The sequence below is a fragment of the Hyphomicrobium sp. genome (assembly GCF_035687085.1).
Lineage (GTDB): Bacteria > Pseudomonadota > Alphaproteobacteria > Rhizobiales > Hyphomicrobiaceae > Hyphomicrobium_B.
The window spans coordinates 158,531-172,586 of the sequence record NZ_DASRYS010000006.1 but is presented as its reverse complement, the minus strand read 5'-3'; the positions used below and the strand labels follow the sequence as shown (position 1 = coordinate 172,586).

General features: G+C 61.5%; 17 protein-coding genes. 4 read left to right on the top strand and 13 right to left on the bottom strand.

From position 1 onward, the window contains the following. Positions 1-30: 30 nt before the first annotated feature. From VFG26_RS06040 to gluQRS, 5 genes are all read right to left on the bottom strand, one after another. Positions 31-594 carry a F0F1 ATP synthase subunit delta gene (locus VFG26_RS06040; RefSeq protein WP_325023269.1) on the bottom strand — a complete coding sequence of 188 codons (564 nt, stop codon included), beginning with the start codon at positions 592-594 and terminating at the stop codon, positions 31-33. Between the two features lie 445 nt (positions 595-1,039). Then, on the bottom strand, positions 1,040-1,423 hold the full coding sequence (locus VFG26_RS06035; RefSeq protein WP_325023267.1) for a YraN family protein: 384 nt from the start codon (positions 1,421-1,423) through the stop codon (positions 1,040-1,042). Between the two features lie 2 nt (positions 1,424-1,425). Further along, the gene (rsmI, locus tag VFG26_RS06030; protein ID WP_325023265.1) at positions 1,426-2,352 is read right to left on the bottom strand and encodes a 16S rRNA (cytidine(1402)-2'-O)-methyltransferase; all 927 of its coding nucleotides are present in this window, start codon (positions 2,350-2,352) and stop codon (positions 1,426-1,428) included. A gap of 208 nt (positions 2,353-2,560) precedes the next feature. After that, positions 2,561-2,968, bottom strand: coding sequence for a hypothetical protein (locus VFG26_RS06025; protein ID WP_325023263.1), 408 nt, complete (start codon positions 2,966-2,968; stop codon positions 2,561-2,563). Positions 2,969-3,190: 222 nt separating this feature from the next. Further along, positions 3,191-4,051 carry a tRNA glutamyl-Q(34) synthetase GluQRS gene (gluQRS, locus tag VFG26_RS06020; protein WP_325023261.1) on the bottom strand — a complete coding sequence of 287 codons (861 nt, stop codon included), beginning with the start codon at positions 4,049-4,051 and terminating at the stop codon, positions 3,191-3,193. 363 nt (positions 4,052-4,414) lie between these two features. On the opposite strand from gluQRS, the gene VFG26_RS06015 reads away from it, so the two are divergent. Both VFG26_RS06015 and VFG26_RS06010 read left to right on the top strand, forming a co-directional pair. Further along, entirely contained in the window at positions 4,415-5,110 is a 696-nt protein-coding gene (locus VFG26_RS06015; RefSeq protein ID WP_325023259.1) for a DNA-3-methyladenine glycosylase 2 family protein, read from the top strand. 133 nt (positions 5,111-5,243) lie between these two features. Next, on the top strand, positions 5,244-5,804 hold the full coding sequence (locus VFG26_RS06010) for an HNH endonuclease (RefSeq protein WP_414653262.1): 561 nt from the start codon (positions 5,244-5,246) through the stop codon (positions 5,802-5,804). A 4-nt stretch (positions 5,805-5,808) separates the two neighbouring features. Here the strand turns inward: VFG26_RS06010 and VFG26_RS06005 are convergent, their stop codons facing one another. The 8 genes from VFG26_RS06005 to rph form a co-directional block, all read right to left on the bottom strand. Beyond that, positions 5,809-6,027, bottom strand: a complete 219-nt coding sequence (locus VFG26_RS06005; RefSeq protein WP_325023255.1) for a hypothetical protein — start codon at positions 6,025-6,027, stop codon at positions 5,809-5,811. A gap of 846 nt (positions 6,028-6,873) precedes the next feature. Next, positions 6,874-7,416 (bottom strand): disulfide bond formation protein B, encoded by a 543-nt coding sequence (locus tag VFG26_RS06000; RefSeq protein WP_325023253.1) that lies wholly within the window; start codon positions 7,414-7,416, stop codon positions 6,874-6,876. Positions 7,417-7,433: 17 nt separating this feature from the next. Continuing rightward, on the bottom strand, positions 7,434-8,015 hold the full coding sequence (locus tag VFG26_RS05995) for a YqaA family protein (RefSeq protein WP_325023251.1): 582 nt from the start codon (positions 8,013-8,015) through the stop codon (positions 7,434-7,436). Between the two features lie 9 nt (positions 8,016-8,024). Continuing rightward, positions 8,025-9,389, bottom strand: coding sequence for a radical SAM family heme chaperone HemW (gene hemW, locus VFG26_RS05990; protein ID WP_325023249.1), 1,365 nt, complete (start codon positions 9,387-9,389; stop codon positions 8,025-8,027). Positions 9,390-9,467: 78 nt separating this feature from the next. Further along, positions 9,468-10,349, bottom strand: a complete 882-nt coding sequence (gene rdgB / locus VFG26_RS05985) for an RdgB/HAM1 family non-canonical purine NTP pyrophosphatase (RefSeq protein WP_325023247.1) — start codon at positions 10,347-10,349, stop codon at positions 9,468-9,470. After that, positions 10,349-10,783, bottom strand: a complete 435-nt coding sequence (locus VFG26_RS05980) for a VOC family protein (protein ID WP_325023245.1) — start codon at positions 10,781-10,783, stop codon at positions 10,349-10,351. Before VFG26_RS05980 ends, rdgB begins: the two co-directional genes overlap by 1 nt. After that, the gene (locus tag VFG26_RS05975) at positions 10,768-11,193 is read right to left on the bottom strand and encodes a DUF1772 domain-containing protein (protein ID WP_325023243.1); all 426 of its coding nucleotides are present in this window, start codon (positions 11,191-11,193) and stop codon (positions 10,768-10,770) included. Before VFG26_RS05975 ends, VFG26_RS05980 begins: the two co-directional genes overlap by 16 nt. A 26-nt stretch (positions 11,194-11,219) precedes the next feature. Next, the gene (gene rph / locus VFG26_RS05970) at positions 11,220-11,933 is read right to left on the bottom strand and encodes a ribonuclease PH (RefSeq protein WP_325023241.1); all 714 of its coding nucleotides are present in this window, start codon (positions 11,931-11,933) and stop codon (positions 11,220-11,222) included. Between the two features lie 155 nt (positions 11,934-12,088). Here rph and hrcA point away from each other — a divergent pair, with 155 nt between their 5' ends. Together hrcA and grpE are read left to right on the top strand one after the other, a co-directional pair. Then, a complete protein-coding gene (hrcA, locus tag VFG26_RS05965) occupies positions 12,089-13,162 on the top strand; it encodes a heat-inducible transcriptional repressor HrcA (protein ID WP_325023239.1) in 1,074 nt (357 codons plus the stop codon). A 126-nt stretch (positions 13,163-13,288) separates the two neighbouring features. After that, positions 13,289-13,945, top strand: coding sequence for a nucleotide exchange factor GrpE (grpE, locus tag VFG26_RS05960; protein WP_325023237.1), 657 nt, complete (start codon positions 13,289-13,291; stop codon positions 13,943-13,945). Positions 13,946-14,056 lie beyond the last annotated feature (111 nt).

Below are 14,056 nucleotides of genomic sequence, written 5' to 3'. Positions count from 1 at the left end.
AGGCCGCCGCGCGCACAGCTGGGTGCGCGCTTAGGCCTGAGCTTCGTTCAGCGCCAGCTTCAGGTTCTGAAGTCTGGTCTTGAGCGATGAATCGATCATGCGGCTGCCGACCTTGACGATCAGACCGCCGAGGATGCTCGGATCGACGCGCGTCTGCAGCGTCACGTCCTTGCCGACCGAAGCCTTGAGCGCTTCCTTCAGCGAGGCAACCTGGCCGTCATTGAGGGCGAACGCGCTCGTCACCTCAGCGCTGACCTCGCCGCGAGCTTTCGCTGCCAGCGCGCGGAACGCCTTGATGATGTCCTGGATGGCAAAGAGACGGCGGTTGGCCGTCACGAGCTTGATGAAGTTGGCGGTCAGACCGCCGATGCCGGCCTTGTCCAGAATGGCGGCGACCGCCCGGCTCTGGTCGTCGGCGGCAATGACCGGGCTGCGCACGAGGCGCACGAGATCCGCGCTTTCGTCCAAGAGCGCCTGGAACTTTACGAGGTCGCTCTCAATTTCTGCAGTGCTGGAGCTTTCGTTCGCAAGATCGAACAGAGCCGACGCGTAGCGCCCAGCCACTCCTTCAACGATTGTGTCGTTCGTCGCCACGTCGCTCTCACCGTCGCGCCTTCAGGCGCATAGAGGGCGGGCAGGGCATGAAAAGCCCCAAGAATCCGCCCGCTCCAAGGAAAGGCTTTTGACAAAAAAGAGCGCACGGGGCCGGAACCCACCAGCCGCCCCCTCCAAAGCCGGGCTGTCCTTAACATGCACTCCCGAACGCTTCAACCGTGTGCCAAGAGGGCGGGTTGCCGCATAACGCCGCCAAATCAGCCGGATCGGGAGCTTCGCGCCCCATGAAGCGGCCAAAAAGGTCCACCCGGCGCCTCAAGGAAATTTTCCGCTCCGTTCAAGCTGCGTTCAGCCAGGGTCCGCTAGAAAAGAATCATCGCGCGCGCCGCCCGGCTCGCGCTTTGCAAGTTCTGTTTCGAGTTTGCGTCCCTGGACCTCGCAGTCCCGACCACTTCGAGCCCGCTCACGCGGGCTCTTTTTTTGCCTAGAGGGCGTCCCGCATGATGATTGGGAAACGCCACGGCACGACGAAAACCAGATCGAAACCGATGTCGTGGGTCTGATACTGCGGGTTTCTTGCGAGCCACAGATCGGCAGCCCGCCGCACCCGCCGCCGCATCGTAAGCGTAATCGCATCCTCCGCGTCTTCCGTCGTCGGACGCCGCTTGACCTCGATGAACGCCACCCGGTTCTTGCGGATCGCGATGAGGTCGATCTCTCCGACAGGCGTCTTGAAGCGCCGGCCCAGAATGCGGTGACCGCTCAGCGCGTACACCGCGGCGACAATCGTCTCCGCCCTGAGCCCGCTGTGGTGCCGCCTTCGCCGCTCAAACCTCTGCCGAAATTCATCGTTGATGTTTGAGCTCATCGCTACCTGCCCTTCGACTTGATGCCGAGCCCGTAGACCCGCGCCTTAGGAACTCCGAACTCGTCGGCGAGGGCCCGCGCCGCATCTTTGAGGCTCATCACCTTGAGCGCCCCTGCAAGCCGGTCGCCCAGCATCTCGTCGCTGACGGCCTGCGCTTGCGCCGGACCGGCGACGATCACGACCTCGCCCTTCATGTCGGCCGACGCCGTCCCGGCAAGCTCAACGAGACTGCCACGGGCGATTTCCTCGTGCATTTTCGTCAGCTCACGCGCCACGACCGCCTGCCGTTCGCCCAAAAGCTCCGCCATATCCTGCAGCGTTTCCGCCGCCCGGTGCGGGGCCTCATAGAAAACGAGGCTGCCTGGAATGGCCGACAGCTCCGCCAGCCGCGCCCGCCGCGACGCCTGTTTCGGCGGCAAAAATCCCGCGAAAAAGAACGCATCCGTCGGCAGGCCGCTGGCCGTCAAAGCCGCGAGCAGCGCCGACGCGCCGGGAATGGGAACGACGGGCACGCCAGCCTGCGCAGCAGCGCGAACGAGCTTGAACCCGGGATCCGACAACAGCGGCGTTCCCGCATCCGAAATGATGGCGATGCGCTTGCCCGCCTGAAGCTCGCCGATAGCGCGTTCGATTTCCCGATCTTCGTTATGCTCGTGGAACGGCCGCATACGCGCCGTGATCGAATAGTGCTGCAGAAGCTTCGCGGAATGCCGCGTATCTTCGCAATAGACGACGTCGGCGCGAGCGAGCACGCCAAGAGCCCTCAGCGTAATATCGCCAAGATTGCCGATGGGCGTCGAAACGAGATAGAGCCCCGCCTCCAGCGGCTCCGACAGCATGCGCACGATCGCATCCTGCGCGCGAGCGCCCGGACGGGAAGCGGCAACGGAGAGAGGCTCAGGCTGGTGGGATCGTGCTTCGTCAGACACCAATGTCGTCCTAATTCACCCGGCCGATTTCATGCGCGCTGCCGGAGGCCTATCAATACCAGTTTGAAAGGCGCGTCAAAAGCGAGCCCAGATTTCTGAAAGCGCCGGAATGTCGTCGCGAAAGGGCCCGGTAATATGCCCCGCTTGGCTAGAGGGGCCTAGACCTGGTGGCTGGGATCCTCACGCCATAACGTGATTGGCAAAACGGTTACGCGGCGATCGCATCGCCCATGGTGGGCCGGGGCGATGCCGGCGCCACGCCGAGCACGTGCAAGGTCGCCCCACGGCGGCGGCCGCCCACATCCATCACGGCCGATAGTTCATCGACCAGCGAGGTCAACGCATATTGAGCGAGGTCGAGCTGTAGAGTTGCTGAAGCATGGCATCGCGCGGCCTCCTCGGCCCGGGTCGCAGCGCCCATGACGATCTCGGAAAGCCGGTGCCATTGCTCGGAGAGCGAAAGCCGCCGCGCCTCGGGCGAACGCGGCACTTCCCGCGGAGATCTACCGGTCGAACGGAAAGTCAGGAAATCGAAAACGGGCCCGCCGGCGCGAACAATAGCGCCGCAGATGGCGTCGAAGGCGCCGGAAATCCGGATTTTCGATGTATCTGCCATGGAGCCAGAATCCGCAGAATTGCTTACAGCTCCTTTAAACTGAGTTGATTTGGGAAAAGTTGCAAGGATAGCCTCGTTAAATATGTATTTCTTTTATTCATAGGGAGAATAAATAAGCGTTATTCCCGAAATTGCAACGCAGCGAATTGACGAAGAAATAGCCAATAAGGGTGCAAATAGGCCGGCTAAGGCAGATCAAAGCCGCAGGCAGAAGCTCGAACCTCAGGCCAATATGACCCGGCGGATATCTTCCGCGGTTGCGCCTTCCTCACGCAACGCCCTGAGCCCCATATCCTGGTTCGATTTCGACAGCTTCTGCCCGTTCGACCATTTGATGAGCCGGTGATGCGAATAAACGGGCTCGGGTAAATCCAGAAGCTCCTGCAATAGCCGCTGCAGATCGGTTGCCGCGAAAAGATCCTGGCCGCGCGTCACATGAGTTACGCCCTGGCGCGCATCATCAACGACGACGGCAAGATGATAGCTGGCCGGCACATCCTTGCGCACGATGACGGCATCGCCCCACCGCTGCGGCTCCGCCGTTCTTGTCTCCTGACTGCCGTCTTCTTTCACCTCCACGAACGTCAGCGGCGCGTCCCCGCGCTTTGCGGCAAGCGCCTGCAGAGCAGCCTCCATATTGAGACGCAGGGCGGGCGACTCCCCCGCCTCCATGCGCTGCGTAACATTCTCAGCGGAAGCTCCGCGCCAAAGCCCCGGATAAAGCGGCGCGCCATCTGGATCGGTTTTTTCCGGATCGGCAGCAGCCGCAATATCGCTGCGCGTGGCAAAGCAGGGATAGAGAAGCCCCATCTGAATGAGCCGGTCGGCGGCAGCGAGATATTCGGCGAAATGTTCCGACTGCACGAGCACCGGCTCTTCCCAGGAAAGCCCGAGCCAATTCAGATCCTCGAAAATCGCCGTTACGAATTCCGGACGCCGCCGCGCGACATCGATATCTTCAATGCGCAGCAGAAAGCGGCCGCCATTCTGGCGAGCGAGATCATGCGCGAAGATCGCCGAGAGCGCGTGCCCGACGTGCAAGAAACCATTGGGTGATGGCGCGAAACGCGTGACGGAAGTCATCAGGCGGCCGCGCCCACAGCGCCCGGCATGTACGTGCCGGCGACGCACTCACAGAGATTGCGTTCACTGATTGGATAAAGCATGGCCTCAACTATATATTGAATTCGCCGCTTGCATCAGTTTTGCGGGTGACGTCGCCCTGAAATGTGAAAAACCTCTCACGTCATGCAATGGCAGAACGATGACGCCCATTGATGGCTCCCGCTCCAGCCAAATTGCCACGGTCATGCGGCGGCTTGCCAAACACCGTACGCAAATGAAATTACGGCGTTCGCCCGTCTCGCCGTTTTTTGCCGCTCTCCCAACCAAGCGGCAACAGCACCATATTCCCGGTCGACACCTCACACCGGAGCGGCATTTTTATTGGCTGAGCAAAGATATCCGACGCTGACGACCGAGCGCCAGCTCAAAGCGGCAGCAGCAAAGCTCGCCCAGCAGTGCAAGGTCATGTCGCTGATATTCGAACGCACCGGCGCGCCGCCCATCCGGAGATACCCGCCAGACTTCTCGGGCCTTGCGAAAATTATCGTTGGCCAGCAGCTATCCGCACAGAGCGCCGCGGCGATCTGGTCCCGCGTGGAAGCGGCGCTTTTGCCTTTCGATGCAGACACGATGCTCGCGCAAAGCGACGAGGCGCTAAAGGACCTTGGGCTCTCGACGGGCAAAATAAAAACACTGAAAGCTCTGGCGCGCGCCGTGCTTGCGGACGAGTTGGACTTCGAGGCCTTGAACGCCGCGGCCGAGCCCATCATCGTCGAGCGCTTGACCGCCATTCACGGTATCGGTCCGTGGACCGCCGATATCTATCTTCTCTTCGCACTGGCCCGTCGCGACGCCTTTCCCTCAGGCGACTTGGCCCTTCAGCTGGCTGTCCAACACCACTTTGGGCTCGAACGCCGCCCAACCGCCCAGGAGCTGGAAGAAATCGCCGAACGCTGGCGCCCGGCCCGCGCCGTCGCCGCCCACCTGTTGTGGGCGGATTATGCCTTCGCGCGCCGCGCTCTCCTGGGGAAAGCTTCCACGCCGATCCTCGCGAAAACTAGCAAGACTTTGAAATAATGCCCGAAAAACGCCACCGCGACACATCGGACCCAATGCTTCACAGAATTGATATGCGCGGCTAGTATCCCCGCGTTCAAGTGGGGGCCTAAACGCGATTCGGCGGATCGATACCGCGGAGGTTTGCGCGACTGTGAATGCTCACGTGACAATACCGGATAATTGTCCGGCTCTTGTGCTGAACGCCGACTTCCGTCCGCTCAGCTATTACCCTCTGTCTCTGTGGAGTTGGCAGGACACGGTGAAAGCCGTCTTCCTGGACCGCGTAAACATCGTCTCCGAATACGAGCGTTACGTCAGAAGCCCATCATTCGAGCTGAAGCTGCCGAGCGTCGTGTCGCTGAAGACGTATGTGAAGCCGGCGCTCTATCCGGCGTTCACGCGGTTCAACGTGTTCCTGCGCGATCGCTTCAGCTGCCAGTATTGCGGCGATAAGAACGATCTAACGTTCGATCACTTGATCCCGCGCTCGCGCGGCGGCCAGACGCGATGGGACAACGTCGTCACCGCGTGCGCACCGTGCAATCTGAAGAAGGGCGGCTTGATGCCGAGGGCTGCGGGCATGTTCCCTGCCCACGAGCCCTATCGGCCAACCGTATTCGAGCTGCACCGCAATGGCCGGCTATTCCCGCCGAACTATCTGCACGAGAGCTGGCTCGACTATCTCTACTGGGATACCGAACTCGAACCCTAGCGCCTCAAGCTGCGCGCTTGATCGGATGCGCGCAGATTTCAGCCGCGATGATATCGACGACGCGCTCCCAATTCGCGCCCGTCTCGGCATCGAGCCCGAACGCGAGAAGCGCATCGGCTGGCGTTCCCCCATCCCGGAAAATCCGCGCGCACTGCTCGCGGCTGACAGCCACGGCTTGATGCCACTGAATGGGGCTGAGATGATCTGGAACCGACGGGGTCATGTAGGCGAACTCCAAAAAATCTGGTCTTACAAGGAACGATTTCCGAAGCTTGGCCGTTTCGAAACGATCGCGGCAGACACACAGAGCGCCTTGACATCACTACGCGAGACCTTGTCAGATGATGTCTCGATGGAGGGCTAACTCGATCACGCTCCGTGCGTCTGCCAGCTCGTTGGAAAGCCGGCTGCTTTCCGAAATCCTTTGTCCAACGCCGCACAACTTCGACACGCACGAGAACGCAACTGATACGCCTGCGGGCTATCGCAACTTCGCGACGGCGGCTGAAAGAGCGGCGCTCCGCATGACGGTCAGCGCGACATCTCCAATCGGACGCCAAGCCCAATCCTCCTGCTTCGCATCGATCCACGGATCGGCGGACCGTTCCGGATGATCAGTGCGGGCGAACCGCCGGGACATACGCGTCGACTGATTTGTCGAGGCGGTTCGCCTGAGTTTTATGAACGCATCGGACAGGACCTCTTTCGGGGTCTGGCCGTACTCTGACTCAACGCTACGCAACGAACGCTTACGAAACGCAACAACGCTACGCGTACTCAAAGACGGGGCGGAGACAGCTTCACTCGGAACGGTGGAAACAGCTTCAATCTTCGTCTTCGAAGAGTGCAACGCATACGCCACTGGGAATGCTCCCTACGCTTGAACGGATATCCACACTTTCCGGTTACGCTCGTGTCCCGCGAACGAAGCAAGAATAGCCGTCACATTCAGGCAACGGGAAGGCGCGATTCTGTCTGTTGGATGAAATTCGAATTGCCGAACGCTTGACAGTCTCGATCAAGCAACAAAATCAACGTTTTTTCAGAACGTAAGAATTGTGGACAAGCGTCAAATATTGGGTGCGGAAGCCTCTGCGCTCTGCTCGCGAGCGGTCAAAGCGGCGCCGAATGAGATCATCATCAGGAAAAACGAAGCAACGGCATTCCATCCGGCAAACGAGATGCCGAGGAACCGCATCGCCGCCTCTTCGCAGTTGACGACGCGGATGCTGTCGAGCTGGCTCAGCAGATTACCAGCCGAGGTCGTGAGAGATTGACCGCCGCCGCAAGCGGCTGGGCCTGGCCAGAACTTCCACTCCGCGCCCGCGTGATAGATGCCGAGCACGGTGTTGCCCAAGAACGCGAGCCCGACGATGACGAAGAGGGCCGTCGCCGAGCCGCGATGCCCGCCGGTCAACAGCACCAGGGCGATGAACAGCAGCGGAATAGCAAGATAGTAGGCGTAACGCTCCCACAGGCAGAGCATGCACGGCACGTAGCCGCCGATGTATTGGTATCCCAGCGCCGTCGCGATCGTCGCGATGGACAGAAACAGCGCCAGCGCGCCCAGCTGATAATCCGTTCCGCGCGAGGCGCCAGCGCCAAATGTCATGATCGGGACCCGAGGGCTTAAAAGACGTACCGGACCGCCACGAAACCACCGACGAGCAGCACGAGAAACGCCGTGGTGACGAGCGCGAGCCTCTCCTCGATGAACGACCGGATGGGCTCACCGAAGAAATATAAGAGCCCGGCGACCAAGTAAAAGCGCATCGCTCGCGCGACGATGCTGGCCCCGATGAACGCGAGAAGATCCATCTTGCCGACACCGGCGGCAATGGTCACGACCTTATACGGGATCGGCGTCATGCCTTTGACGATGACGGCGGCCACCCCGTACTCCCGGACGAACGCCTCGAAACCATCAAGCGCGTGCTCGTTGCCGTAGAACTTGAGGATGGGCAGGCCGACAGCGTCAAACAGATAGTAGCCGATCGCGTATCCGAACAATCCGCCGATGACGGATGAAACAGTCGCGATCGTGGCGTACCACCACGCCTTGCGCGGCTGGCTCAGCACCATCGGAATGAGCATAATGTCGGGAGGAATGGGGAAGAACGAGCTTTCGGCGAACGACACCGTCGCAAGCGCCTGCGGGGCCTTATCGCTGGCCGCCTTTCGCATCGTCCAATCGTAGAGTCCACGAAGCATCTTTGTTGCTTAGACGGCGGTTTTGAACTTGTCCATGCGCTCGATAGTCTGGAAGCTTTTTGACAGCTCCGCGACAACTGCATTGAGCACAAGCCGGCCCGCGGGCGTCACACGGATTCTCTCCGGGGCGAGTATAGGCTTTTCCGGTGGCAATCCCGGCCCGGCGCACATCGGAATGTCGTCGAGTTCGTTCCGCCGCCAGTTCCCTTGAACAGCCGATGACCGAAGGTTGGACTCGAGCAATCCGAGACGTTCGAGTTCAGCAATGGTCTCAGCCGACGGCCGCGTACCGCCGCCAAGCTCGGCGAGTTCATCAAGATCGATGCCTTCGCTGAGACGCAGCCCCATTAGTAGCATTTCATCAGCCTGCTCGGCGCGCGAAAGCTCCGTCAGTTCCGTGAAGCCGTGCCCAGCCTCCGCGACGCGGGCCGCCCAAGACTCAGGATGCCGCTCGGCGACCGTCGCCGTACGCGCGTCTCCAATCCGGATGCGACCGTGCGCGCCGGGCCCGATGCCCGCATATTCGCCGTAGCGCCAATAGAGAAGATTGTGCCGGCTCTCCGAGCCCGGTCGCGCGTAGTTCGAAACCTCGTACGCCGCGAACCCGCGCTCACCCGTCATCTCTTCCGTGATCTCGTAAAGCGTGCTCGCATCGTGATCGTCGGGAATGACGAGTTTGCCCGCCGCATGCAGCGCCGCATACGGCGTGTCGGGCTCGATCGTCAGTTGATAGAGCGACAGGTGATCGCCCGCGAGAGCGAGCGCTTCGGCAAGCTCGGTGCGCCACGCGTCGGCGGTCTGCCCCGGGCGCGCGTAAATCAGATCGAACGAAAATCGCTCGAACGTTGCGCGCGCGATCTCAAGCGCGGCCTTCGCCTCAGCGACGCTATGAATGCGGCCGAGCTTGCGAAGCTCTTCATCCCGCAGTGACTGCACGCCGATCGAAACGCGATTGACACCCGCATCGCGGAACCCGCGAAAGCGGCCCGCTTCGACGCTGCCCGGATTGGCTTCGAGCGTGATCTCGGCTTGAGGCGCGATGCCCCAGCGCGTGGCCGTATGCTCGATGATCGCAGCCACGGTTCCGGCCTGCATCAGCGACGGCGTTCCCCCGCCGAAGAAAATGCTAGTCACCGTGCGCGGGCCGATGTTGTCGGCCACCCAATCGATCTCGCGCTTATAGGCTGCAAGAAACTGCGCCTCGTCCCAGCCCTTGAAACGCACATGGCTGTTGAAGTCGCAATACGGGCATTTCTGCGCGCAGAACGGCCAGTGGACATAGACGCCGAATGTCGCGTCGGTACCTCCCCTCCCCCTCGCGGGGAGGGGGCGGGGGTGGGGGGATGAGGCTTGTTCGTTCGACACGTTGGTCATCGTCTTTCTGCTTCACCCCCACCCCTAACCCCTCCCCGTCAAGGGGAGGGGCAAAGTGAAGTTGGTGCAATGATTATCCTAGCTGCGCTCACTTGCCGCCAACATTGCTTTGGCCAGCTGCCGCCAAGCCGGCTCGTCGTTGTTTTTCACCTGAGAGAGTTCGCGCTCCAGCGCCGCGAGATAAGCCTCAAGCGTTGCGTTCTTCCATTCGGCACGGTGAGCCGCGAAATCTTCTTTCAACCGGCCAACGAACGCCGCCGCTTCCAGGCGCGTCGAAAGACTGGCGGCAGCTGCCGCGAATGCAGCGATATCCCGGCCTTCCGGTTTCGCCTGTCCCGCATCCGGCGCGATGTCATCGAGCATAGCTGCTTTGAAAGCCGCAAAGGCGCGCGTCCGGTGCGAAATCGCATACTTCTCTTTCGGATCCATCTCGCCGAACGTCCGCGTATCGCCTTCCGGAACGAACATCGGATCGTAGCCAAAGCCGTTGCCGCCACGAGCTGGCCACACAAGCGTTCCGAAGACCTTGCCCTCGAAGGTTTTGACCTCGCCGTTGGGCCACGCGAGGCAGAGCACGGAAATGAAATTGGCGCGCGGCCCGGCGCCCTTCCAGCCGTCGCGGCGCGTGATCTCGTCGGCGACCTTCTTCATGGCGAGGCCGAAGTCCTTGCCGGGACCCGCCCAGCGCGCCGAATAGATGCCGGGAGCACCGTCGAGGCAATCGACCTCAAGCCCGGAATCGTCCGCCAGCGCCGGTAGCCCCGAGCCCTTAGCGGCAGCAACGGCTTTCAGCCGCGCGTTGCCCTCGAACGTCGTCTCGGTCTCCTCGGGCTCATCGAGATTGAGATCGCCCGCCGACACGGCGTCGAGGCCATACGGCTGAATGAGCTGGTTGATTTCCCAGACCTTGCCCGGGTTGTGGCTGGCGACGACGACGGGCGTGCCTTTCGCAAGACGCATCACGCGAGACCCCAGATGCGCGCCTCGGCGATCTCGATGCAGTTACCCGCGGGATCGCGGAAATAAATCGATCGCCCGCCCCGCGGCCATTCAAAGTCCGACTCGATGGGCACGCCAAGGCTTTCAAGCTTCTCCCGCCAGGCGGCGATGTCTTCGGCCGACGCGCGGAAGCACACATGCCCCTCACCCTCCGCGCCGTGCGGCGGCACCGGAAGCGAGCCTTGCGCCGCCGCGAACTGCGTCGCGTCGGGATTGAAAATCAGCAGCATCTGGTCTCCGCAGCGATAGAAAATATGGCGCCCCGGCACGACCGCGAACGGCTCCAGCCCGAGAACGCGGCGATAGAAGGCCTCGATCCGCGCGAGATCGGGCGCATAAAGAACCGTCTCTAAGATCCTGAGCGGCGCGGGGCTAGGGTTCAGATCGACGCCCATAGGAACAGTCCAACGCTGAGCGCCCCAAGGGCGCTGCGGATGCCGTGCAGCGTCCCCCACCGCTCGACCAGGGCGCGGGTTTGCGGCCCGGCGAGTTCGATTGGCGTCGCTTTGAGTTTCTTATTGACCGGCATGATGACAAAAAGCGTAAACGGCCAGTTCGCAACCAGGGCCAGGGCGCCCGCGAACCAGATCCATCGCTCTGTCACGATAGCTTCCAGCGTACCCAGAACGAATCCGATGACGGCGAGAGACGCCTGCATCTGGAGCCCGCGATCGTAACTGGGCTTCCATTGCGCGAGCATGGCGGAATCGTCGAGCCCTAGCCGGGCGGGTTGCTCCGCCCAGCTGACGTAGACGGCCGCGCCCGTAAAGAGCGCGGCGGTGACAAGGGCAAACACTCCGAACATGCCCTGCTACCTTCTGTTACCGTCGTTTAAGCGACGGTCAGCTTTTGAAGTTGCACCAGTTCGCCGATGCCCTTCTTGGCGAGTTGCATGAGCTCCGTAAACCGCTCCTCGCTGAAGGGCGTCGTCTCGGCCGTGCCCTGGACTTCAACGATGCCGCCCGTACCGGTCATCACGAAATTGGCGTCGGCGTCCGCATTGCTGTCTTCGGCATAATCGAGGTCAAGGACAGGTTCGCCCTTGTAGAGCCCGCAGGAAACCGCCGCCACGTGATCGCGAAGCGGGTTCTCCTTCACCATGTCCCGCATCTTCATCCATTGGATGCAATCGTGAAGAGCGACCCAGGCCCCGGTGATGGCAGCCGTGCGCGTGCCGCCGTCGGCCTGGATGACATCGCAATCGACCGTGATCTGTCGCTCGCCGAGCTTGTTGAGGTCGACGACGGCCCTGAGGGCCCGCCCGACGAGGCGCTGAATTTCCTGCGTCCGGCCCGAAGGATGACCGCTCGTGACCTCGCGCCGGGTGCGCTCATGGGTAGCGCGCGGCAGCATCGCATACTCAGCCGTGACCCAGCCGCGGCCCTGTCCCTTGAGCCACTGCGGCAGCCGTTCTTCCAAACTCGCCGTGCATAGAACATGAGTATCGCCGAACTTGATAAGGCATGAGCCCTCGGCGTGTTTTGAAACGGCGCGCTCGATCGAAACCCGGCGCAGCTCGTCCGGCTTGCGTTTAGAAGGTCGCATGATTTCCCTGAATTGCTGACATTGCGGCCGCGACCCTAATGAACGCCCTGGGGTCCAGCAACCGTAAACAAGGCTAACTTTACCTCAAGCTGCGCGAGGCATTTGACGGCAGGCCCCGCGGTTCATAGATTCAAAGCGTGAGAATTGAGGACACTATGGCGCGTGCGACGCTGCTGGACGGCAAGACCCAGCTCCAGAAACTGGACGAGCGGTCACGGACCATTCTTCGAAGGATTGTCGAAAGTTACCTCGCGACCGGCGAACCGGTCGGGTCGCGCAATCTGTCGCGCGCGCTCCCCATCGCCCTGTCTCCCGCCTCGATCCGCAATGTCATGTCGGATCTGGAACAGCTCGGCCTGATCATTTCGCCCCACACCTCGGCCGGCCGCCTGCCGACCCAGCTGGGCCTCCGGCTTTTCGTCGATGGTCTGCTCGAGGTCGGCGACGTGTCGATGGACGAGCGCCGCCAGATCGAGGCCCAGATCGCCTACCGCCGCGACAAGTCGGTCGATCAGCTGCTCAGCGAGGCCGGCGATCTGATCTCGGGCCTGTCCCATTGCGCCGGCGTGGTGCTTGCCGAAAAGCAGGTTGCCCGGTTGCGCCACATCGAATTCGTGCCGCTGGAGCCAACCCGCGGCCTTGTGATCCTGGTCGATGAAGATCAGAACGTCGAAAACCGCATCATCAATCTGCCGGAAGGCCTGCCGCCCTCGGCGCTGCAGGAAGCTTCCAACTATCTCAACACCCATCTGCGCGGCATGACGCTGGCAGAAGCCAAGGCCGAACTCGAAAAATCCCTGAACGCTGCCAAGGCCGAACTCGACCAGCTGACCCAGAAGGTCATCAAGGCGGGCCTCGCCGAATGGTCGGGCGTCTCGGACGACCGCAAAAGCCTCATCGTGCGTGGCCAGAGCAATCTTCTGAAAGACGTCACTGCCGCGGAGGATCTCGAGCGCATCCGCCAGCTCTTCGACGCCTTCGAAGCCAAGCAGGACATTGTGGAGCTGTTGGGCGCCTCCGAGTCCGCCGAAGGCGTGCGCATTTTTATCGGCTCGGAGAACAAATTGTTCTCCCTTTCCGGCTCATCCTTGATTGTGGCGCCGTTCCGCGACCAGACGCGCCATGTCGTCGGCGTTTTGGGCGTGATCGGGCCAACCCGCCTCAATTACGCGCGTATCATTCCGATGGTGGATTATACAGCCAAGCTCGTAAGCCGCCTCATCGGCTAGAGATGAGGGCGGCTCTTTGGCCGCCAGGGCGTTGCAAAGCTCAAGCGCCTTGATTTTTCCCGTGACGCGGCCGATATCCGCGCACTGCCTGCGATTTCACTATTGGCACTATCAGCGAAGAGAAAAATGAGCGACGAAAACAAGCCGGTCGACGAACCTGTTCAATCGCCCCAAGCGACGGCATCGGCCTCTGCCACCGACAACGTTGGCGTCGAGCAGCTCAAGGCCATGATCTCAGCCCTCCAAACCGACCTCGACAAGAGGCTGGAAGAAGCGGCGAGCAAGCACGATCAGTACCTTCGCGCCGTTGCCGAAACCGAGAACGTTCGCCGCCGCCTCGAGAAGGAAAAGGAAGAGACCGCCAAGTACGCGATTGGCAAGTTCGCCAAGGACATTCTGACCGTTGGCGACAATTTCCAGCGCGCGATCGCCGCGGTTCCCAAGGACGCGGTCGAAACCGATCCGGCGTTGAAGACACTGCTCGACGGCGTCGTTCTTGCCGAACGCGACTATAGGACGGCGCTTGAGCGCCACGGCGTTCGCATGATCGACCCCACGGGTCAGCCCTTCAATCCCCATCACCATCAGGCGGTGATGGAGAAGGAAGATGCAAGCGTGCCCGCCGGCACCGTGCTGCAGGTCTATCAGGTCGGTTATCTCCTCGATGACCGCTGCTTGCGCCCTGCGATGGTTGTCGTCTCGCGCGGCGGCCCGAAGGCCGCAAAGAATTCGGATCAGCCCGCCCCGGAGGCCCCGCAGGACACGCCCCCGTCGGACGCCTGACAATGAGACGTGTCGCTTTCTGTCGTCCGGAGGCAAACCTTAGAAAAAATAAGATATGAGCCCCGCATAAAGGGGCTCACATCCGCAGGGTGCTTCAAACCCCTGCTCGAA